Origin of the sequence: Staphylococcus croceilyticus (assembly GCF_002902575.1) — a bacterium.
Taxonomy (GTDB): Bacteria; Bacillota; Bacilli; order Staphylococcales; family Staphylococcaceae; genus Staphylococcus; species Staphylococcus croceilyticus.
This window is the reverse complement of record NZ_PPRD01000038.1, coordinates 15,235-36,044: the sequence shown is the minus strand read 5'-3', so window position 1 is coordinate 36,044 and position 20,810 is coordinate 15,235. Positions and strand designations below refer to the sequence as shown.

22 protein-coding genes are annotated in these 20,810 nt (G+C 32.9%); 15 read left to right on the top strand and 7 right to left on the bottom strand.

What is annotated here, in order from left to right; all coding sequences use genetic code 11:
- Positions 1–77 precede the first annotated feature (77 nt).
- Together CD128_RS06175 and CD128_RS06170 are read left to right on the top strand one after the other, a co-directional pair.
- Positions 78–1,649 (top strand): SLC13 family permease, encoded by a 1,572-nt coding sequence (locus tag CD128_RS06175; protein ID WP_103329161.1) that lies wholly within the window; start codon positions 78–80, stop codon positions 1,647–1,649.
- A gap of 86 nt (positions 1,650–1,735) precedes the next feature.
- Complete coding sequence (locus tag CD128_RS06170) at positions 1,736–3,109, top strand: cryptochrome/photolyase family protein (protein WP_103329160.1); 1,374 nt, start codon at positions 1,736–1,738, stop codon at positions 3,107–3,109.
- A 57-nt stretch (positions 3,110–3,166) separates the two neighbouring features.
- Here the strand turns inward: CD128_RS06170 and CD128_RS06165 are convergent, their stop codons facing one another.
- The 3 genes from CD128_RS06165 to CD128_RS06155 form a co-directional block, all read right to left on the bottom strand.
- The gene (locus tag CD128_RS06165; protein WP_103329159.1) at positions 3,167–3,442 is read right to left on the bottom strand and encodes a hypothetical protein; all 276 of its coding nucleotides are present in this window, start codon (positions 3,440–3,442) and stop codon (positions 3,167–3,169) included.
- Positions 3,439–4,056, bottom strand: coding sequence for a DUF1361 domain-containing protein (locus CD128_RS06160; RefSeq protein WP_103329158.1), 618 nt, complete (start codon positions 4,054–4,056; stop codon positions 3,439–3,441). Before CD128_RS06160 ends, CD128_RS06165 begins: the two co-directional genes overlap by 4 nt.
- Before the next feature lie 187 nt (positions 4,057–4,243).
- Complete coding sequence (locus CD128_RS06155; protein ID WP_103329157.1) at positions 4,244–4,663, bottom strand: PPC domain-containing DNA-binding protein; 420 nt, start codon at positions 4,661–4,663, stop codon at positions 4,244–4,246.
- A 196-nt stretch (positions 4,664–4,859) separates the two neighbouring features.
- On the opposite strand from CD128_RS06155, the gene norA reads away from it, so the two are divergent.
- The 9 genes from norA (at position 4,860) to CD128_RS06110 (ending at position 15,214) form a co-directional block, all read left to right on the top strand.
- Positions 4,860–6,032 (top strand): multidrug efflux MFS transporter NorA, encoded by a 1,173-nt coding sequence (gene norA, locus CD128_RS06150; protein WP_103329156.1) that lies wholly within the window; start codon positions 4,860–4,862, stop codon positions 6,030–6,032.
- Positions 6,033–6,247: 215 nt separating this feature from the next.
- On the top strand, positions 6,248–6,721 hold the full coding sequence (locus tag CD128_RS06145; protein ID WP_103329155.1) for a hypothetical protein: 474 nt from the start codon (positions 6,248–6,250) through the stop codon (positions 6,719–6,721).
- Between the two features lie 90 nt (positions 6,722–6,811).
- Positions 6,812–7,291 (top strand): Cys-tRNA(Pro) deacylase, encoded by a 480-nt coding sequence (ybaK, locus tag CD128_RS06140; protein ID WP_103329154.1) that lies wholly within the window; start codon positions 6,812–6,814, stop codon positions 7,289–7,291.
- Positions 7,292–7,448: 157 nt separating this feature from the next.
- Complete coding sequence (locus CD128_RS06135; protein ID WP_103329153.1) at positions 7,449–8,210, top strand: DeoR/GlpR family DNA-binding transcription regulator; 762 nt, start codon at positions 7,449–7,451, stop codon at positions 8,208–8,210.
- The gene (pfkB, locus tag CD128_RS06130; protein WP_103329152.1) at positions 8,207–9,127 is read left to right on the top strand and encodes a 1-phosphofructokinase; all 921 of its coding nucleotides are present in this window, start codon (positions 8,207–8,209) and stop codon (positions 9,125–9,127) included. The genes CD128_RS06135 and pfkB overlap by 4 nt, the downstream gene beginning before the upstream one ends.
- A 5-nt stretch (positions 9,128–9,132) precedes the next feature.
- Positions 9,133–11,106 (top strand): PTS fructose transporter subunit IIABC, encoded by a 1,974-nt coding sequence (locus CD128_RS06125; RefSeq protein WP_103329151.1) that lies wholly within the window; start codon positions 9,133–9,135, stop codon positions 11,104–11,106.
- 631 nt (positions 11,107–11,737) lie between these two features.
- Entirely contained in the window at positions 11,738–13,120 is a 1,383-nt protein-coding gene (locus tag CD128_RS06120) for a hemolysin family protein (protein ID WP_103329150.1), read from the top strand.
- Between the two features lie 103 nt (positions 13,121–13,223).
- Positions 13,224–14,063 carry an aldo/keto reductase gene (locus tag CD128_RS06115; protein ID WP_103329149.1) on the top strand — a complete coding sequence of 280 codons (840 nt, stop codon included), beginning with the start codon at positions 13,224–13,226 and terminating at the stop codon, positions 14,061–14,063.
- A 152-nt stretch (positions 14,064–14,215) separates the two neighbouring features.
- The gene (locus CD128_RS06110; protein WP_103329148.1) at positions 14,216–15,214 is read left to right on the top strand and encodes a glycosyltransferase family 2 protein; all 999 of its coding nucleotides are present in this window, start codon (positions 14,216–14,218) and stop codon (positions 15,212–15,214) included.
- Positions 15,215–15,272: 58 nt separating this feature from the next.
- Here CD128_RS06110 and CD128_RS06105 read toward each other — a convergent pair whose 3' ends face one another.
- The 4 genes from CD128_RS06105 to queC all read right to left on the bottom strand — a co-directional run bounded on the left by CD128_RS06105 (position 15,273) and on the right by queC (position 17,799).
- The gene (locus CD128_RS06105; RefSeq protein ID WP_103329147.1) at positions 15,273–15,887 is read right to left on the bottom strand and encodes a hypothetical protein; all 615 of its coding nucleotides are present in this window, start codon (positions 15,885–15,887) and stop codon (positions 15,273–15,275) included.
- A gap of 103 nt (positions 15,888–15,990) precedes the next feature.
- On the bottom strand, positions 15,991–16,707 hold the full coding sequence (gene queE, locus CD128_RS06100) for a 7-carboxy-7-deazaguanine synthase QueE (RefSeq protein WP_103329146.1): 717 nt from the start codon (positions 16,705–16,707) through the stop codon (positions 15,991–15,993).
- Entirely contained in the window at positions 16,707–17,126 is a 420-nt protein-coding gene (queD, locus tag CD128_RS06095) for a 6-carboxytetrahydropterin synthase QueD (RefSeq protein ID WP_103329145.1), read from the bottom strand. Before queD ends, queE begins: the two co-directional genes overlap by 1 nt.
- 1 nt (position 17,127) lies before the next feature.
- Positions 17,128–17,799, bottom strand: a complete 672-nt coding sequence (queC, locus tag CD128_RS06090) for a 7-cyano-7-deazaguanine synthase QueC (protein ID WP_103329144.1) — start codon at positions 17,797–17,799, stop codon at positions 17,128–17,130.
- Positions 17,800–18,168: 369 nt separating this feature from the next.
- Here queC and CD128_RS06085 point away from each other — a divergent pair, with 369 nt between their 5' ends.
- Genes CD128_RS06085 through CD128_RS06070 form a run of 4 tightly spaced genes read left to right on the top strand, consistent with a single transcriptional unit; the run spans position 18,169 to position 20,770 of the window.
- Positions 18,169–18,762, top strand: coding sequence for an anthranilate synthase component II (locus CD128_RS06085; protein ID WP_103329143.1), 594 nt, complete (start codon positions 18,169–18,171; stop codon positions 18,760–18,762).
- Positions 18,746–19,891: a chorismate-binding protein gene (locus tag CD128_RS06080; protein WP_103329142.1), complete on the top strand. Its 1,146-nt coding sequence runs from the start codon at positions 18,746–18,748 to the stop codon at positions 19,889–19,891. Before CD128_RS06085 ends, CD128_RS06080 begins: the two co-directional genes overlap by 17 nt.
- Positions 19,892–20,500 carry an aminotransferase class IV gene (locus CD128_RS06075; protein ID WP_103329141.1) on the top strand — a complete coding sequence of 203 codons (609 nt, stop codon included), beginning with the start codon at positions 19,892–19,894 and terminating at the stop codon, positions 20,498–20,500.
- 3 nt (positions 20,501–20,503) lie between these two features.
- Positions 20,504–20,770 (top strand): hypothetical protein, encoded by a 267-nt coding sequence (locus CD128_RS06070; protein WP_231917266.1) that lies wholly within the window; start codon positions 20,504–20,506, stop codon positions 20,768–20,770.
- Positions 20,771–20,810: the final 40 nt, after the last annotated feature.

The following is a 20,810-nucleotide window of genomic DNA, read 5'->3' as shown; positions in this document are numbered from 1 at the left end:
TTATTTTGAGAGTTAGTTAAATAAAGCGCTTTCTTGATATACTAATAGTGTATCCATCTTGAGGGAGTGTAATAAAAATGACAGACAAAGAATTATCAAAAACGAAAAATTTAAGCACAAATAATCAGAAAGAAAATGAAAAGAAGAAGAACCAAGGGTATAAGCCACTTTGGATTATTACAAGTTTTATTGTTTTATTTATTATTTTATTACTACCTACTCCAGCAGGCTTACCCATCATGGCTAAAGGCGTTTTAGCGATTTTAGCTTTTGCAGTTATTATGTGGGTGACGGAAGCGGTCACTTATCCAGTATCTTCTACAATGATTTTAGGTTTAATTATTTTAATTTTAGGTTTTAGTCCAGTTCAACATCTTACTGAAAAGCTTGGTAATCCGAAAGCTGGCGATAAAATATTATCAGGCAACGATTTATTAGGGACGGGAAATGCATTAAGTCACGCTTTTAGTGGGTTCTCAACTTCTGCAGTTGCACTTGTAGCAGCCGCTTTGTTTTTAGCTGCAGCTATGCAAGAAACGAATTTACATAAACGCTTAGCGTTACTTGTACTATCTATAGTAGGAAATAAAACACGTAACATCGTGATTGGTGCAATTTTAGTATCTATTGTTTTAGCTTTCTTTGTACCTTCTGCCACTGCTAGAGCAGGCGCAGTAGTTCCGATTTTACTTGGCATGATTGCTGCGTTTAAAGTATCGAAAGATAGTAAACTAGCTTCATTATTAATTATTACAGCTGTCCAAGCTGTATCTATTTGGAACATAGGAATTAAAACGGCTGCTGCTCAGAATATTGTAGCGGTAAATTTTATTAATCAGAACTTAGGACATGATGTTTCATGGGGAGAATGGTTCTTATATGCTGCACCATGGTCTATACTTATGTCTATCGCTCTATATTTTATAATGATTAAAGTCATGCCTCCAGAACGTGAATCTATTGAAGGCGGTAAAAAATTAATTAAAGAAGAGCTTGATAAATTAGGACCTGTCTCTCCTAAAGAATGGCGTTTAATTGTTATTTCAATCTTATTACTTATTTTTTGGTCAACAGAAAAAATCTTACATCCAATAGACTCAGCCTCTATCACTATTATTGCTTTAGCTATTATGCTTACGCCTAAAGTTGGTGTCATGACATGGAAGGGCGTTGAAAAGAAATTTCCATGGGGGACAATTATTGTATTTGGCGTCGGTATTTCTTTAGGAAATGTACTATTAAAAACAGGCGCAGCCCAATGGTTGAGTGATAAAACATTTGGCTTAATGGGACTTGAACATCTACCAATTATCGCTACTATCGCATTAATTACTTTATTTAACATTCTCATCCATCTTGGTTTCGCAAGTGCTACAAGTTTAGCGTCAGCGTTAATTCCAGTATTCATCTCATTAACATCAACCTTACATCTTGGCGATCAGTCTATCGGATTTGTGTTAATCCAACAATTTGTTATTAGCTTTGGATTTTTACTACCAGTCAGCGCACCGCAAAACATGCTTGCGTATGGCACAAACACCTTTACAGTTAAAGATTTCTTGAAGACTGGTATTCCTTTAACCATTGTTGGCTATATACTTGTCATCATTTTTAGTATGACGTATTGGCATTGGCTTGGTTTAGTGTAAATATTAGATAACTAAGTTTTATTTCACGTTTTTTATTTTCTCGGAAAAGGGTAAAGAAAATGAACGCGAAAATGAGGAGTGAAACGATGAATATAGGTGTCATACTGAATAGAGTTTTTCGAACACAAAATAATCCATTATTTGAATATATAAACCAACAACAAAATGACATTGATCAATGTTATTTAATTATTCCTCAGGAAATATTCGAGGAAGAAGGCACTGAAATGAAACGCAACTATTATTATGGTGTGCTGGAAAAATTTTTAAAAGAATTAAAAAAGCATGATATTGAACCGTTTTTAATTGAATACGACGAGTTAGGTGATTTTTGCAAGGAAAAGCATATTGAAGAAGTTGTCGTGGCAGGCGATATTATGAGCTATCATCAAGAAAAGTATGATATTCGTCACCTGAAAAAAGCATTTGATAAATATGATATTTCTGTAATTTCTTTAAGGGCAAATCATTACTTTAAACCGAGCACGACAATGAATAAACAAGGTACACCCTATAAAGTGTTCACGAGCTTTTACAAAGCACATCGTTCTAGTTTAAGACAACATTCAGCTTATGATTATAATCTCAAAGATATAGCAAAGTTGAGTACTAAATCACAACAAACATTAGATAAAGATTATTCAAATGATGGATTATCTGAAGAACAGGCCTTGAATCAATGGCACGACTTTTTAGAAAATGATATTCAAAATTACGATTCAAATAGAGAGTATTTACCTGAAGTATTAACAAGTCAATTAAGTATTGTATTAGCTTATGGACTAATTGATATAAAACAGATTATAACTGAGTTGCTTGAAAGTTATGAAGAAGATGAAAGTAATATTGAAAAATTTATTCGAGAATTGATATTCCGTGAATTTTATTATGTGTTAATGACTCAATATCCAAACACGGCACATGAAGCGTTTAATGAAAAATATCGTAATATCAAATGGTCATATAATAAAGAAGATTTTAAGTGTTGGTATAAAGGGAAAACAGGTTTCCCGATTATAGATGCAGCTATGGCTGAATTAAATGAAACAGGCTATATGCATAATCGTATGCGTATGGTAGTATCACAATTCTTAACCAAAGATTTATTTATCGATTGGACATGGGGAGAAGATTACTTCAGAAGAAAACTCATTGATTTCGATTCAGCTTCCAATGTTCACGGTTGGCAATGGTCTGCTTCTACGGGAACAGATGCTGTACCATACTTTAGAATGTTTAGTCCAACAAGACAAAGTGAGCGTTTCGATAAAGACGCATTGTACATTAAGAAATTTGTTCCTAAACTTGACGATATGCCAGCTAAATGGCTACATGAACCGCTTAAACATCAATCTCAACTTGAGAAAGAGGGACTTAAATTAGGTAAAGACTATCCAGAACCTATCGTCGATCATAAAAGTGCACGTGAATATGTAATGTCTACATTTAAAAATATTTAAATAAGAGGCGAGTTCTATTGGAATTAAAATAGAACTCGCCTTTTTCCTCATATAGTATTATCTTAAAACGAATATGCAGAGATAAACGGCTACATATTCTAAGAAAGTGATTAAATACATATATTTTAATCTAAGTTTTACGTGAAACGGTACTTCCCATCTAGGGTAGTGACGTTCATAATAAAAAACTTGTACTAGAAATAAACCGATACCTAGTGGTAATAGCATAAGTAATAAACTATTTTTCATACTGAAACCGATACGATTAAAGAAATGACCTATAACAAGTTGCAAAGCTACTATTACAATAAGGAGTAAAAAAATATTCATCATTTCGCTACACGCACTCCTTTTACAAATAAAATAATAACAGCTTGTAGTAATACCATTAATAATACGAAAATAATGGTATGAAGATTTAACTCATTAAGCACTTGTTGGATAATCGTAAATGGTCTCGTAATGAGATGTACGGTATGGAATCTTAAGAAACGTCCCATGTAAATGCCTAAACCATTTAAAAACATTAATACGATAATTAATGAACGATTAAGCCATTTATATGAAGTGATATGAGATAAATTAATGAAAATTAATACCATACAATAAATTGCTAAAAAGACACCTAAAAGTAAGTATGTGAAATAAATCCATTCCATTAAATTTAAACGTACGTAAAAATCAAAAGTGAATTGGTTTAGATGTATTAAGTCTGTCAGCATATAAAAAGTGTTAGGCACTAACAATATAAAAATAAGCGCGAACACAATAAATAGTGGCCACTCAAATGGCTTTCTAGGTCTGAAAAGTCTTAAAAGCAAACATAACTCAAAAGGTATATAAGCTAAAAAAAGATTCAAACTTATAAAATTAAAAACTCTAGTTTCAAATAATGACACAGTAAAAAGAATAATAAAATATATCCTTGCAATATAACGCGCGGTCATATCATACACTACTTTCTTTGATATTAATAAAACGCTAAATTTGTTTAGTCAATGTTTAATATTAAACTTTCACAAATATGGAATCAACTAATTTACCTGTATATTGCATATTAATTTGAACATAGTATTGAAGACAAAAACAATCAGCTATTTATCCATTTTTAATAAATAGCCGATAAACGGAAATTTATGGGTGCAATAAATTTAAGCCTGTTTCACTGTCGTGTGTACGATTAATATCCATGTTTGTCATTGTGATTACAATTTCAGCTGTAGCGGATACTTTAGCTTTAGTTAAATGACCACTTAATGTTTGAAAATCACGCGTACCAAATGTTCCATGTAAATGTGCAAAGGGCTGTTCACCAATATGCGAAATATTACCTAATAAACTTGTTAATTCTAGAGCTTCATTTACTTCTCGCGCTTCGTATTTTTGAGTTTCTAAATTATAGAAATTTAGCGTTACATTGTCACACGCGCCAATACCACTTACTGTACCAAATTTCATTTCATGCTCTTTAGCAAACTGCGTTACTTTTTCTACAATATCTTCACCTTTATCTAACACTAAAAGAAATGTTTTACCGTCTTTTTGATATTTCATCGTTATCACCTCAGATAAATAGTAGTTACTTTTATTATACGTTGAAACGCGCTATAAGTTGAATGATTTAGAATTTATAATTTCCTATTGTAATATAGGAAGAGAATAGTATACAATGTTTCAATATTATGTAATTTTTAACTAAATGTATTAATAAAATTATATGAAGATATATTCTTTGAAAAGAGGTGACAGCATGAGAAAACAATTATTTACATTATATTTTAATATATTCTTGATTTTTGTAGGTATAGGGCTAGTAATTCCAGTTCTACCTGTGTACTTAAAAGATTTAGGATTAAAAGGGAGCGATCTTGGTATATTAGTCGCAGCCTTTGCACTATCCCAAATGATTATTTCACCATTTGGAGGAACCTTAGCAGATAAATTAGGTAAAAAATTAATTATTTGTATCGGTCTTATTTTATTCGCTATTTCAGAATATTTATTTGCAGTAGGTCATCATTTTTCAACATTAATTGTTTCAAGAGTTTTAGGTGGATTTAGCGCAGGTATGGTTATGCCAGGGGTAACCGGTATGATTGCGGATATTTCGCCGGCCAAAGATAAAGCTAAGAACTTTGGTTATATGTCTGCCATTATTAATTCAGGATTTATCCTTGGACCAGGAATAGGTGGCTTTCTAGCTGAATTCTCACATCGAGCGCCGTTTTATTTCGCAGGTACACTTGGCGTCCTAGCATTTATCATGTCTATAATATTAATTCATAATCCACGACATGAATCGAACGAGACATTCCATAACTTTGAACCAGAAGTCCTTACTAAAATTAACTGGAAAGTCTTCATTACACCAATTATTTTAACACTGGTTTTAGCATTCGGTTTGTCAGCGTTTGAAACGTTATTCTCATTATATACATCTGAAAAAGCAGATTACACACCACGAGATATCTCAATTGCTATTGTTGGTGGCGGTATCGCAGGCGCTGTTTTCCAAGTCTTCTTTTTCGATAAATTTATGAAATATATGACAGAATTAACATTTATTGTGTGGTCATTATTATATTCAGCTATCGTGCTAGGATTACTTATATTATCCAATAGTTACTGGACAATTATGATTATTAGTTTCATTGTCTTTATTGGCTTCGATTTAATTCGTCCAGCACTTACAAACTATTACTCAAATATTGCAGGCAATCGCCAAGGCTTTGCCGGTGGTTTAAACTCTACATTTACTAGTATGGGTAACTTCATAGGCCCACTCGTAGCAGGCGCACTATTCGATATAAACTTAGAATTTCCATTATATATGTCTATCGTCGTCATGTTACTCGGTATTATTATTATTTTTATTGAAAAGGCATTGCAAACGAAACGACGTGCTCGTAATACATCTAAATAAACCTACACTAAACCTCTCTAGTTAATATGAAAATATTAACAAGAGAGGTTATTGTTTTTTACATTTAAGTTGTCAATATGTAACAATATCAAGTCGTTCGGTAATATAACTGTTACAAAGATTACAGTTATTTTAAATTGCAGTCTACCTAATTATTTTTGCCCATTTGTATGTTAAGATAAGAAAAAAATTTAGAGAGAAATGTGGGTAAGGAGATGAACTTTAAAAACATACTATTAGGTATGGTAGCTTTTATTTTATCAATTTGCTTAGCCTTTTTACTGTTTATCGCAACAAATCAAGATGCCTTAGCTAAAGTACATCACACGATTTCTTCATTTTCAAAAATGGGAAAAGTATCAGCAGCCAAAGATATATTAAATATTAGTAGCAACCATACGGCAAAAGCATCAGAAAAGAATGCAGCAGAGCAAAAAGCGGAAATTCGTTATAATCAATTACGACAAAACAAAACTGAGCCGAAACATACGTATTCAGTTGAAGAATGCAAAATTATAGCTGAGAATTATTCGAAGCAACATTACGGGAAAGCAGTGCAACTGAATCAAACAGATGAGACTAATCAAGATGTGACATTTACGCTTCAATCTAGCAACCACAAGCAAGAAAACGAAATCGCAATTAATAAGATGGGTAAAATTGAACCAATAACAGCAACTAATAAGTGATAGCGCCTTTTCTATAAGTAGAAAAGAGCGCTTTTTTCTATTTTGGCCAAATAGTAGTAGAATAAGGATGAATATGAACGAGGTGATAAAATGAAGCATAAAAAAACAAATGCTATGCGTATGTTAGATAGAGCGAAGATTAATTATGAAGTAAGAACATATGAAGTAAGCGATGGTCATATGGATGGCAAAGCGATTGCTCATATTGTCGGGGCTAATGTGGACGATGTATATAAGACATTAGTGTTAGAAAATGCGAACCATGATCACTTTGTCTTTGTAATACCTGTAAATGAAACATTAGATTTAAAAGAAGCGGCGCATGTAGTTAATGAGAAGAAACTTACTTTAATGCCAGTGGAGAATTTAAAACAGGTCACAGGTTATATCCGTGGTGGCTGTTCACCGGTTGGTATGAAACATCTATTTAAAACTACTATTGATCAATCGGTTTTAGAAAGAGAGAGAATACATGTGAGTGGGGGCCAACGTGGCATTCAAATCGTAGTAAATGTTAATGATTTAATTGACATTACACATGCTCAAACAGCCAATATCCTTCAAAAATAACGAAATATATTAACAGATATTGTTTAAGAATGAATTAAGGACGCAATATCTGTTATTTTTTTATAGATATTTTGAATGTTTTTGAATGTTTTTGACAATTTTTGATTGAAAAATGTAAGCGCACACATTATAATTTGGGGTGAAGAGGGGTGAACTAATGATTTCAGAAAAACGACATGACATTATACTACAAGAACTGAAGAAAACTGACTTTTTGACCCTTCAAGAATTGATTGAACGCACAGGTTGTAGTGCTTCAACTGTAAGAAGAGATTTATCAAAGTTACAACAATTAGGCCGTCTTCAACGTGTTCACGGAGGGGCGATGCTTAATAGTAAGCGCAATAGTGAACCTGTACTTTCTGAAAAATTATCGTTGAACTTAAAAGAAAAACGAGAAATTGGAAAAGTAGCTGCGCAATTAATTCAAGATAATGATTGCATATTTATGGATGCCGGTTCTTCTACAATTGAAATGATTCCTTTTATAAAAGCCAAAAATATTGTAGTAGTAACCAATGGTCTCACACATGTAGAGAAACTTTTGAATCAAGGTATTAAAACATTAATGATAGGTGGGGAAGTCAAAGCCACTACACTTGCAACAGTAGGAGCAAGCGCCTTACATACTTTAGGTCGTTATTGTTTTGATAAGGCATTTTTAGGAATGAATGGTATTGATCTTAACTATGGCTTAACTACTCCAGATGAAAAAGAAGCATTGATTAAAGAAAAAGCGATTGAACAATCAACGCAATCTTATATTTTATTTGATCATTCAAAACTAGATGAAGTCTATTTCGCGAATGTTTCCATAGGCAATCACAAAGTTGAATTCATCGTATCTAAACAAGTAAAACTGCATAAGCACTACGCTAAATATAGAGATAAATATCAATTTTTAGGAGGAGAGTCATGATTTACACAGTAACGTTTAATCCATCCATCGATTACATTATGTTTACGGATGGTTTTGAACTTAAAGGTTTAAATAGAGCCAAAGCAACGTATAAATTTGCTGGGGGCAAAGGCATTAATGTATCACGTGTGTTAAAGACACTAGGTGTTCAATCGACTGCTTTAGGATTTGCTGGAGGCTTTCCAGGAGATTTTATCGCTAATACTTTACAACAAAGTGATATTAAAACAGATTTCATTAAAGTAGATGATGATACACGTATTAACGTTAAATTGAAATCTGGCGATGAAACAGAAATTAATGCACCAGGTCCTAATGTGACAGCTGAACAATTTCAGTCATTGTTAACTCAAATTAAGCAAATAACAGCAGAAGATACAGTTATTGTAGCTGGTAGCGTTCCGAAAAGTATTCCAAGTGATGCTTACGCTCAGATTGCTAGTATTACGCAACAAACAGGCGCTAAATTAGTAGTCGATGCTGAAAAAGATTTAGTTAACACTGTATTAAAATATCAACCATTATTTATTAAACCAAATAAAGATGAGTTGGAAGAAATGTTTAATATGACAGTCACTAGTGACGAAGATGTTGTGAAATATGGTAGAGAAATTTTAAAAGAGGGTGCTCAATCTGTCATCATTTCTCTAGGTGGCGATGGCGCTATCTACATTGATGATAAACGCAGTATTAAAGCACAAAATCCTAAAGGACAAGTTGTTAATACTGTAGGTTCTGGAGATAGTACAGTTGCTGGTATGGTAGCTGGTCTAGAATCTGGTTTATCACTAGAAGATGCTTTTCAACAAGCAGTAGCTTCTGGAACAGCTACAGCATTTACAGAAGATTTAGCAACTATTGAAGATATAGAAAATATTAAATTACAAGTTACTGTTACAGTACTTGATGGGGAGTGAAATAAATGAGAATTACAGAATTACTAACTAAATCAACGATTGCGATGGATTTATCAGCTACAGATAAAAATGGCGTTATCGACGAATTAGTGAATCAATTAGATAAAGCTGGCAAATTGAGTGATATTGCGCAATTTAAAGAAGCCATTCATAATCGTGAATCACAAAGTACAACTGGTATTGGTGAAGGTATTGCCATTCCACATGCTAAAGTGGCTGCCGTAAAATCTCCAGCAATTGCTTTTGGTAAATCTAAAGCTGGCGTGGATTATCAAAGTTTAGACGGACAACCTGCACACTTATTCTTTATGATTGCTGCTCCAGAAGGTGGCGCACAAACACATTTAGATGCATTAGCTAAGTTATCAGGTATTTTAATGGATGATAAAGTAAGAGAAAATTTATTACACGCTAATTCTCCGGAAGAAATACTTCAAATCATTGATAATGCAGATGATGAAGCGACTAAAGAAGAAGAAAAAGAGGCACAAGAACAAGAAGCTGCTACAGCTGGTGCAACAACTGCTGGTACTACAGCTCAAGATTCAAACGAACCATATGTACTTGCGGTAACAGCTTGTCCTACAGGTATCGCTCATACTTATATGGCGCGTGATGCTTTGAAAAAACAAGCAGATAAAATGGGAGTTAAAATTAAAGTTGAAACAAATGGTTCTGGCGGTATTAAAAATCATTTAACTCAACAAGATATCGAAAGAGCCACAGGTGTTATTGTTGCAGCTGACGTACATGTTGAAACAGATCGTTTCGATGGTAAAAATGTTGTTGAAGTACCAGTTGCTGATGGTATTAAACGTCCAGAAGAATTAATTAACACTGCACTTGATACAAGTCGCAAACCTTTCGTAGCTCGTGATGGTGGTTCAAAAGCTCAAAGTAGTGAAAGTAATGAGAAACAAAGTTTCGGTAAAGCATTCTATAAACACTTAATGAACGGTGTTTCAAATATGTTACCACTTGTTATCGCTGGTGGTATCTTAATGGCAATTGTGTTCATATTTGGAGCAACTTCATTTGATCCTAAGAAAGCCGATTATAATCCATTTGCTGAACAATTATGGAATATTGGTAAAAATAGTGCTTTCGCATTAATTATTCCTGTATTAGCTGGCTTCATTGCTCGTAGTATTGCAGATAAACCAGGTTTCGCAGCTGGTTTAGTTGGCGGTATGTTAGCTATTTCAGGTGATTCAGGATTTATCGGTGGTATTATTGCAGGTTTCTTAGCAGGTTACTTAACTCAAGGTATTAAATATATTACTCGTGGTTTACCACAAGCACTAGAAGGTTTAAAACCAACATTAATTTATCCATTATTAAGTGTAACAATCACTGGCTTATTAATGATTTATGTATTTAACCCTCCAGCAGCGTGGTTAAATAACTTATTATTAAATGGTTTAAACAGCTTATCAGGTTCAAACATTATCTTACTTGGTTTAGTTATCGGCGCAATGATGGCTATCGATATGGGTGGTCCATTCAACAAAGCGGCATATGTATTCGCAACAGCTGCTTTAACTGAAGGAAATGCGGCACCAATTACAGCAGCTATGGTTGGTGGTATGATTCCACCATTAGCAATTGCGACAGCCATGGTCATTTTCAAACGTAAGTTTACTAAAGAACAACGTGGTTCAATCATACCAAACTATGTGATGGGATTTTCATTCATCACAGAAGGTGCAATTCCATTCGCAGCAGCTGACCCATTACGTATCATTCCGTCAATGATGGTAGGTTCAGGTATTGGTGGCGCTATCGCATTAGCACTTGGTTCAAGAATTAATGCGCCACACGGTGGTATCATCGTTATCGCAGCTACAGACTTTAGCCACATCGTACAAACATTAATCGCTTTAGTCGTAGGTACTATAGTTTCAGCGATTATGTATGGTATGTTAAAACCTAAATTAACGTATGATGAAATTAAAGCATCTGAATCTATGGATGAATAATATAGTAGATTATCGATCTCTTGCTCTTGGAAAATAGGGCAAGAGATTTTTATTTAAAATGGATGTTAAAACATGCAAAAATGGGTAGATTTATGAGAGTATAGAATAGAAGGAAAAAGGTTAAGTAATAAAAAATTTATTCACTGGGTAGCTTTAAAGAAGCTAGGGCAAAATAAAATATTTTAGTCTACTTTATCATTTTGGCAGTAGCTGACTGATTTGAAAATGTGCTTAAATCAAGCTCTTTCAAACCTAGTCATCCTTCCCTGGTAGACGGGGCCCCAACATAGAGAGTTTCGAAAAGAAAGTCTTTATGCTGGAGATGCAACGAAATTAATTTTAATTTCTGTCCCAATCCCTTAAATCCTAAGCGCTTTTGTCCAGACCTTCCTTGACTATTATGCAATCTTAGTTTTAAATGATAAGTTGTAACTTTTTAATTAAAAGAGTTACATTCAACTATTTACAATTAATATATGATAAAATAAAAGTAATACATTTTTTCGGGGGTGTCGCAATGGGAAGGTCTTAACATGTGAAGATATTGTAATTAAGCATAACGCAATAAATCCGTGTTACTCATATGGGACATATAATATTTGGAGGTGAATCCCTAGAAATAGGGAATTAATTGGATACAGTGACCATAATAAATTTAGTTATATTCTTTTTATTAATTGCTTTAACTACAGTATTCGTAGGTTCAGAATTCGCATTAGTAAAAGTTCGTTCTACAAGAATTGAACAATTGGCTGATGAAGGTAACGGTAGTGCAAAAATTGTTAAAAAAATGATTGCCAATTTAGACTATTATTTATCAGCATGTCAATTAGGTATTACAGTTACATCTTTAGGATTAGGTTGGTTAGGTGAACCAACGTTTGAGAAATTGATGCATCCTTTATTCGATTTACTTCATTTACCTGATGCATTGACAACAACAATTTCATTCGTTATCTCATTCATTGTAGTAACATACTTACATGTTGTTTTAGGTGAATTAGCACCTAAATCTATAGCAATTCAACATACAGAGAAATTAGCATTAACATATGCTAGACCTTTATATTATTTCGGAAATATCATGAAACCATTAATCTGGTTAATGAATGGTTCTGCTCGTGTCATTATTAGAATGATTGGTGTAGATCCAGATGCTCAAACTGATGCAATGTCAGAAGAAGAAATTAAGATTATTATTAACAATAGTTATAATGGTGGAGAAATTAACCAAACAGAGCTTAACTATATGCAAAATATCTTTTCATTCGATGAAAGACATGCGAAAGATATCATGGTGCCACGTACACAAATGATTACATTAAATGAACCTTTTAATGTGGATGAATTATTAGAAACAATCAAAGAACATCAATTTACACGCTATCCAATCACAGAAGATGGCGATAAAGACCATATTAAAGGATTTATTAACGTTAAAGAATTCTTAACTGAATATGCATCAGGTAAGCCAATTAAAATTGCCAATTATATTCATGACTTGCCAATGATTTCAGAAACAACACGTATCAGTGATGCTTTAGTGAGAATGCAACGTGAACATGTTCATATCAGTTTAATTATTGATGAATATGGTGGTACTGCTGGTATCTTAACGATGGAAGATATTCTTGAAGAAATTGTTGGTGAAATCAGAGATGAGTTTGACGATGATGAAGTGAATGATATCGTTAAACTTGAAGAAGATACGTATCAAATTAATGGACGTGTCCTTTTAGATGATTTAAATGAACAATTTGGTATTGAATTTGAAGATTCAGAAGATATCGATACAATTGGTGGTTGGTTACAAGCTCACAACACTAATTTACAAGTAAATGATCATATTGATACTGAATATGATCGTTGGATTATTTCTGAAATGGACAATCATCAATTAGTTTGGGTTATTCTGAAATATCAATTTCTTGAAACTAGACCAACGATTGATGATGAAGACGATGAAGATAATCAAGACCATAAACATAAGCATAAACAAGATGCTGATGAATAAAATATCTGACACTTGGGTACTAAAACCTAAGTGTCTTTATTTTTATACATATTCTATGTAAGGGTTATAATAATTTTAAAAAGAAAATAGAGGAGAATAAATCATGGTTAACGATACACAATTATTACATAATGGCTATCCTATGCCTAAAGTAGGCTTAGGTGTTTATAAAGTTACAGACGAAGAAATGGAGACAGCAATTCAAGCTGCGATAGAAGATGGTTATCGTGCATTTGACACAGCTTATTTCTATGGAAATGAACAAGCGTTAGGTAAAGCGTTAAAGAATAGTGGCGTTCCGCGTGAAGATTTATTTATTACATCTAAATTATGGAATGATTATCAAGGCTATGAAAGCACGTTAGACTATTTTAATAAAACATTAGAGAATTTAGGTGTTGATTACTTAGATTTATATTTAATTCACTGGCCTTGTGAAAAAGATGATTTATATATTGAATCTTACAAGGCACTTGAAAAGCTATATGAAGAAGGTAAAGTAAAAGCAATTGGTGTTTGTAACTTTAAAGAACATCATTTAGAAAAATTAATGAACGCTACTGATATTGTGCCTCACATTAATCAAATTGAAGTACATCCTTATTTTAATCAACAAGAGCTTCAAGACTTTTGTGATAAACACGATATTGCCGTTACAGCTTGGATGCCGTTAATGCGTAATAGAGGTTTATTTGATGATCCGGTTATTACTAAATTAGCAGAACAATATGACAAAACGCCTGCGCAAATCATATTAAGATGGCATTTAGCTCATAATCGTATCGTGATTCCAAAATCTAAAACACCTTCACGCATTCGTGAAAATCATGATATTTTTGATTTTAATCTAGAATTGACTGAGATTGCTGAAATAGATAGTTTAAATAAAAATGCACGCCAAGGTAAAGACCCTGATGATGTTAGTATTGGTGATTTAAAATAATATGTTCTATTTGAATTTGTAATTTAAAAATACATTTTTGTTGATTTAATACAATTATTATTTTTTCTTTGTTAATTACATAGTTTTAGGTAGAATATTTATTAATTTTATTGATAAAATAATATTAAGAATGTAGAAAAGGATGTAATTGGATGAAAATCAGAGTCATTGTGCCTTGCTTTAATGAAGGTGAAGTCGTAGCGAAGACCTACGACAAATTGACTGAAATTTTGATGGAAGATAGTGTGGTTAAAGATTATAGCTATGACCTATTATTTATTGATGATGGAAGTAAAGATGATACCATTGATCACATCCAAAACTTAGCAACCATAGATAATCACGTTAAGTATATTTCTTTCAGTCGAAATTTTGGGAAAGAATCAGCAATGATTGCTGGTTTTCAGCATAGTGTAGATTTTGATGCTGTAGTAATGATAGATGGAGATTTACAACATCCTCCAGAGTTTATTCCTAAAATGATCGATGGCTATTTAGAAGGCTATGACCAAGTAATAGCGCAACGTGATCGTACGGGAGAGAATTTTGCGAGAAAATCAATGACGAAACTATACTATAAATTGATTAATAGTTTTGTAGAGGATATTAAATTTATCGATGGTGTCGGCGACTTTAGATTATTAAGTCAACGTGCTGTAAAATCAATAGCTTCTTTAAAAGAGTATAATCGCTTTTCAAAAGGATTATTTGAATGGATAGGTTATAATACTAAAATCTTCACTTATAAAAATGTAGAACGTGAAGCGGGACAATCTAAATGGACGTTTACTAAATTATTAAACTATGGTATCGACGGTTTAATCTCTTTCAATAACAAACCTTTAAGAGCAATGATTTATCTTGGAATGTTTGTATTTGGTTTAAGTATTATATATATTCTTTATTTATTAATTGGTATTATGGTGAATGGGATTAATAACCCTGGATACTTTACAACGATTGCTGCAGTATTATTGCTAGGCGGTATTCAGTTGATTTCAATAGGGATCGTGGGCGAATATATTGGTCGTATTTATTATGAAGTGAAACAACGACCTAAATATATCGTTCAAGCTTCCAATTTGGACCCAACTTTTGAAAATGATGGCGTCACACAACATCAAGCGCTCGAAAAAGAAAACGTTCATTAGTTTTAAATATTAAATATAAAAATGCTTGAAGAACACATTGAGGAGTCTTCAAGCATTTTTATATTTGTTTAGCTATATTGTGTTGCGATTGTATTGATTTCAATTGCCATAGAATATATACACCAAACAGCAAATAAATAATTACAAATATGTACCAAAATGGTGTTAAAAGTGTAAGTAATACAATCGAAATGATGATAATAACATGACCAGTCATAAATGGATGTTTAATTTTTCTTAGTAATTTAATACGTTGAAGCTCATTTGTATTAAAAGTAGCTGAGAAAATGATAACAGCTCCGATAATAAAAATAGTTGGTGCAAGATAAGGAACTGACATGTATAGAGAATAATCACTTGTTCCAAATGTTATAAATAAAGAACAGCTAATAATAATTGCAAATATAAGTGCAATAGATTTATATTCTTTAATGATAAAAGTATAGCCTTTAATTTTTAAATAATATTGGAGTCCTAACCAACATAAGAAAAACGCAATTGAACATAGCGTTATAAAATTAAACTTTTCAATGACAATAATATTAATAAAAGCGTTAATAGTAATAGCAATTAAAACGGAGCTAAACTTAAGCTGTTTAAAACGATGTCGATATAAGTCGAAACCGAAAATGCCAAGCACAATGGCAATGTTAATTAATACATAAATAATCATGTTGTACTCCTATCACACTTAGTTCATTAGAATATTATAACAATTTAAACAAACTTAATCATTTCAAAACACTCAATAAATATTCACTTACTATAATATTATATTAAACGCCTTTTTTATTACTCCATAGTAACGTGTGTAGTTGTGGTAAAACATAAACATGATTCATATCATTACTTTGCATGACCGTCTCAACTAATGTTTCATAACGTTCTAATAATTTTTCGGTATGATTAGCGACATCATCATCTAAGTATGGATTACCTACTTGTAAATAGAAAGGAATAGTAGGGTAGCGATGATGAATCATTTTCGCAAAGTCGTAATCTTTATCATCGAAAATGACAACTTTTAAATTTAATGACTCATGGACACATTGTTCAATTACGCTATCTAAAATGTCTAGATTAGGCGTCATAGTAGAACTAGGTGGCTTTGGACTAATTGTTAAATCGTCAATTTGTGTCATCCACGGTTGAAACTTACTACCTTGTGTTTCTAAAGCAGTATAAATATTTTTCTCTTCAAATAAATCAACTAAATCTTGAATACCTTTAATGAGTGCTGGATTACCACCTGAGATAGTCACATGATCAAAATGGTCGCCTCCAACTTCACGCAATTGATGATAGATTTCTTCAGCAGTCATTAGTTGAATATCTTCTTTAGCGCTACCATCCCATGTGAAAGCTGAATCACACCAGCTACAACGATAATCACATCCTGCTGTACGCACAAACATCGTTTTACGTCCAATTACACGTCCCTCACCTTGGATAGTAGGGCCGAATATTTCTAGTACTGGAATTTTAGCTGCCATTATTTAAACTCCTTTGGTCGATAGACAACATAGCTAGACGGCGTTTCACGTAAATACACTTGAACGCAGTGCGGTTGATTATCGTAAGTTTGTAAATGTGATTCGATAATTTCATAAATCGTTTGTGCTACGATTTCAGTTGAAGGACTTTTACCTTTAAACTGAGGTAAGTCATTTAATAAATAATGATCAAATTGGTCGTGAATAAGTTTTTTTAAATCACTAAAATTAATTAAAAAGCCGTTATGATCTAGCGTATCGCCAGCAATTGTTAAATTTACAAAATAAGTATGGCCATGAGTTCTCATACATTTGCCAGCATCTTCGCTTGGAATGAAATGCGCTGCTGAAAAGTTAAAGTCTTTATTTAATTCAAAACTGTAAGGATGATTTACTTGTGGATAGATTTGTTGAAACATATTATTTCGCTCCTTTAGTTTCTAAATATTGTTCAAGACCACGTTGACGTAATTTGCATGCTGGGCATTCTCCACAGCCGTCGCCAACAATGCCGTTATAACAAGTTAATGTATTATAGCGAACATAATCGAGTACACCTAATTCGTCACTAAGTTCCCATGTTTGTGCTTTATCTAACCACATTAATGGTGTATGAATGACGAAATCTTTATCCATTGAAAGACTTAATGTTACATTCATAGATTTAATGAAGTTATCACGGCAGTCAGGATAACCAGAGAAATCAGTTTCACATACGCCAGTGATAATGTGTTTGGCATTAAGTTGATAAGCAAGTGCGCCAGCGAATGATAAGAATAATAAATTACGTGCAGGCACGAAAGTATTAGGAATACCATCTTCGCCAGTTTCAATATCCATATCATGTTGTGTTAAAGCGTTTGGAGTTAATTGAGACAATAATGACATATCAAGAACATGATGCTTTAACCCTTGTTCTTTAGCGATTTGTTTTGCGACTTCTATTTCCGTATCGTGACGTTGCCCGTAATTAAACGTTACTAATTCTACATCTTTGAAATGTTTTTTAGCGTAAAATAAACATGTTGTGCTATCTTGACCTCCGCTAAATACTACAATTGCTTTATCCTTATTTAAGGTTTGTTGCGTCATAATTATTCTCCTTTTGAAAAAATGATTAATAGTGGATTGCCGATAAATAACCTAGCCATCTTTTTAAGGCAAAGAAAAAAGCCTATCTCTATAAAAAAGATAGACTTCTGAAATATTAAAAATAAGTTAGTATAGCTACTTATTGTGTTTAAGAGGGAATATTTCTGTAAGTGTCTAGTTTTTTATAGAGGGTTTCAGCTAGGAACCTCTGTCGATTCATTTTTAGTACGCTAGTTAGATTAATATAATCAAACCGTAAAATCAAGTAATATTTCTAAATGTGAGTAAGGTAAGCCCTTACATTTTCGTGATTAGAAAATTTATAATAAAATTGAAGAATATATTTGTTGGAAAGTTGGAGTAATCGCAATGATAGTAGTAATAGATAATAAAGATTCATTTACATATAATTTAATTGATTACATAAAAACTGAAACGACATTGTCACTTCAAGTTTATGAAGTAGATGACGTGTCGATGGATAAGTTATCCCAATTACACATCGATGCCATAGTGATTTCACCAGGGCCAGGTAAACCGAGTGATTATCCTATTTTAAGGGAAGTCATGCAACATTATGAAGGTGAAATTCCTATTTTAGGCGTGTGTTTAGGCTTTCAATTTATATTTGAATATTATGGAGGCCGTATTATTCATGGAGCAAAACCAATACATGGTCATACAACTCGTTTAAAACATTCAGGTACCGGCATATTTAAAGATTTACCGCAACAGTTTGAAGTTATGCGTTATCATTCTTTAATTGCTAATAAAACAACACTGCCTTCACAGTTACAGATAACTGCACACAATGAAGAAGGCATTCCAATGGCAATAGAACACAGCTCATTGCCTATTTATGCTGTGCAATACCATCCAGAGTCTATTCTAAGTGAATATGGACATGAGCAATTACGTCATTTTTTATCGAAAGTAGGGTTAGTTAATGAATATCACATTTAATTATCGTTATTATATCAATCCTGATGACTATGAGATGCATCAATTAACCTTTGGCACGTATACGAATAAATCGTTAGCTTATTCATTAAACGAAGTGGGAGATGTCGTTCGATTTGCGGAAAAGGAACAAAAACTAGGACGCTATGTGGCTATCTATTTAACTTATGAAGCGGCAGCTTATTTCAACAATAAAATGGCAACGCATCACCTTGAACATGATGATTTATATGCGGTAGCATACAGTTTTGAGGTTAGCGATGCTCAAGCATCTTCAATAGAAAATACGCATAACTACGTACCAAAACACAAGTTTACTTTTCAAGAAAGTGATGAACAAATGCGCTTGAAAGTACAACAAGTGCAAGCAGCTATTGTAGAAGGTGAAACGTATCAAGTAAACTACACAACGCGTTTAACGAGTGATATTCATTATCCGATTTCGGAGTTATATGCTTATTTGACCCAAACAAATAATGGTGGTTATACGGCTTTAATAGATACGGAAGACATTCAAGTCGCTTCTATTTCTCCAGAGCTCTTTTTCCAAAAAGGGGAGTTTAATGGAGAAAGCGATGTTATTGTGAGTAAGCCGATGAAAGGGACGATGCCTCGAAGTGCGGATGCAAGAGAAGATGCGCTTAATTACGAAACGCTACAAAATTCACTTAAAGATCGTGCAGAAAATGTGATGATTGTAGATTTATTGCGTAACGATATTTCAAGAATTTCTGAAACTGGTACGATTAAAGTCTACAAGCCATTTTTTATTGAAACATATAGAACGGTATACCAAATGACGAGTATGGTCACAGGGCATTTAATTAATGAGACGTCTCTACATGGTATTTTAAAGGCACTATTCCCTTGTGGTTCTATCACTGGTGCGCCGAAACTCAATACTATGTCTTATATCAAATCGTTAGAAATTGGACCCCGTTCTATTTATTGTGGGTCAATTGGGCTAATGATGCCAGATAATAAAATGATATTTAATATTCCTATTCGAACATTAGAATATCGACAAGGTAAAGTGATTTATGGAGTAGGCGCAGGGATAACGATAGATTCTGTACCAGAAAATGAAGTACAAGAGTTTCGTGATAAAACGAAAATATTGGAGATGTTATAAATGAAATTATTTGAAACCATGCGTCTTGAGAATGGCGAAATTCGACGATTTCAATATCACACTGCCCGATTAAAACAATCATGTGCCCGTTTGGGATTCTCATTTTCAGAGAGAGAATGGGAACAGTATGTAGAAAAAATAAAATCACAAAATACTGAGGGTATGTTTCGATTAAAAGTAGAAACAGACAAAGAAGGGCAGTTATCACATATTATCAAACCATTAATGGCCAAAAATGAATTTACGGCTGAATTTAAAGAAAGTGACGCTACTTGTGCAAAAGAATATGTGATTAATAAAACGACGGAGCGTCAACATCTCGATCATAGTCATCGTACAGATTTAATCTTACTGTATAGTGAGACAGGCAAAATCTTAGAATTTGATATTGGTAATATTATGATTGAAGAAAATGGCCAATACTATACACCAAGTTATGAAAAAGACTTTCTATTAGGTTGCATGCGCCAAAGCTTAATTGATGAGCATAAATTGTTCATTAAAGATTATAATAAAGATGAGTTAATTGAAAAACTGCAAGCAAATGAAGTTCGAATCTATCTGTTAAACAGTTTGCGAGAGGTTGCCGAGGTTTCTATTTATATATAGAATGTGAATGGAAGATTGTCTAAAAGAAATGATAAAAATTCAAATGAAGTAATGGAGCGGATTATGGTAATAGTATGGCTTGTAATTATCATCGTGTTAAATATCTTGGGAAAATGGCAAGCAGATCGTTATTTACAACGAAATGCTGTAATCAAAGCACGTCTTGTAGCAACTATAGTTGTGGTATTGCAATGCCTGTGTGTTTACCTGTTTATGAGAACGCTTATTCCGTATATCGTTGGATTTTTAAATATTTTTTATCATCATTAAATAGAATGGCAATAATAAAATATAGTAAGTATGAGGTGGA

Coding starts and splice junctions, on each gene's coding strand:
- queD (WP_103329145.1), bottom strand. CDS start 17,126: ATGTTTCAACAAATCTATCCACAAGTAAATCATCCTTACAGTTTTGAA.
- CD128_RS06135 (WP_103329153.1), top strand. CDS start 7,449: ATGATTTCAGAAAAACGACATGACATTATACTACAAGAACTGAAGAAA.
- CD128_RS06075 (WP_103329141.1), top strand. CDS start 19,892: ATGAAATTATTTGAAACCATGCGTCTTGAGAATGGCGAAATTCGACGA.
- queC (WP_103329144.1), bottom strand. CDS start 17,799: ATGACGCAACAAACCTTAAATAAGGATAAAGCAATTGTAGTATTTAGC.
- CD128_RS06165 (WP_103329159.1), bottom strand. CDS start 3,442: ATGATGAATATTTTTTTACTCCTTATTGTAATAGTAGCTTTGCAACTT.
- CD128_RS06110 (WP_103329148.1), top strand. CDS start 14,216: ATGAAAATCAGAGTCATTGTGCCTTGCTTTAATGAAGGTGAAGTCGTA.
- queE (WP_103329146.1), bottom strand. CDS start 16,707: ATGGCAGCTAAAATTCCAGTACTAGAAATATTCGGCCCTACTATCCAA.
- pfkB (WP_103329152.1), top strand. CDS start 8,207: ATGATTTACACAGTAACGTTTAATCCATCCATCGATTACATTATGTTT.
- CD128_RS06115 (WP_103329149.1), top strand. CDS start 13,224: ATGGTTAACGATACACAATTATTACATAATGGCTATCCTATGCCTAAA.
- norA (WP_103329156.1), top strand. CDS start 4,860: ATGAGAAAACAATTATTTACATTATATTTTAATATATTCTTGATTTTT.
- CD128_RS06125 (WP_103329151.1), top strand. CDS start 9,133: ATGAGAATTACAGAATTACTAACTAAATCAACGATTGCGATGGATTTA.
- CD128_RS06175 (WP_103329161.1), top strand. CDS start 78: ATGACAGACAAAGAATTATCAAAAACGAAAAATTTAAGCACAAATAAT.
- CD128_RS06080 (WP_103329142.1), top strand. CDS start 18,746: ATGAATATCACATTTAATTATCGTTATTATATCAATCCTGATGACTAT.
- CD128_RS06085 (WP_103329143.1), top strand. CDS start 18,169: ATGATAGTAGTAATAGATAATAAAGATTCATTTACATATAATTTAATT.
- CD128_RS06155 (WP_103329157.1), bottom strand. CDS start 4,663: ATGAAATATCAAAAAGACGGTAAAACATTTCTTTTAGTGTTAGATAAA.
- CD128_RS06145 (WP_103329155.1), top strand. CDS start 6,248: ATGAACTTTAAAAACATACTATTAGGTATGGTAGCTTTTATTTTATCA.
- ybaK (WP_103329154.1), top strand. CDS start 6,812: ATGAAGCATAAAAAAACAAATGCTATGCGTATGTTAGATAGAGCGAAG.
- CD128_RS06170 (WP_103329160.1), top strand. CDS start 1,736: ATGAATATAGGTGTCATACTGAATAGAGTTTTTCGAACACAAAATAAT.
- CD128_RS06160 (WP_103329158.1), bottom strand. CDS start 4,056: ATGACCGCGCGTTATATTGCAAGGATATATTTTATTATTCTTTTTACT.
- CD128_RS06105 (WP_103329147.1), bottom strand. CDS start 15,887: ATGATTATTTATGTATTAATTAACATTGCCATTGTGCTTGGCATTTTC.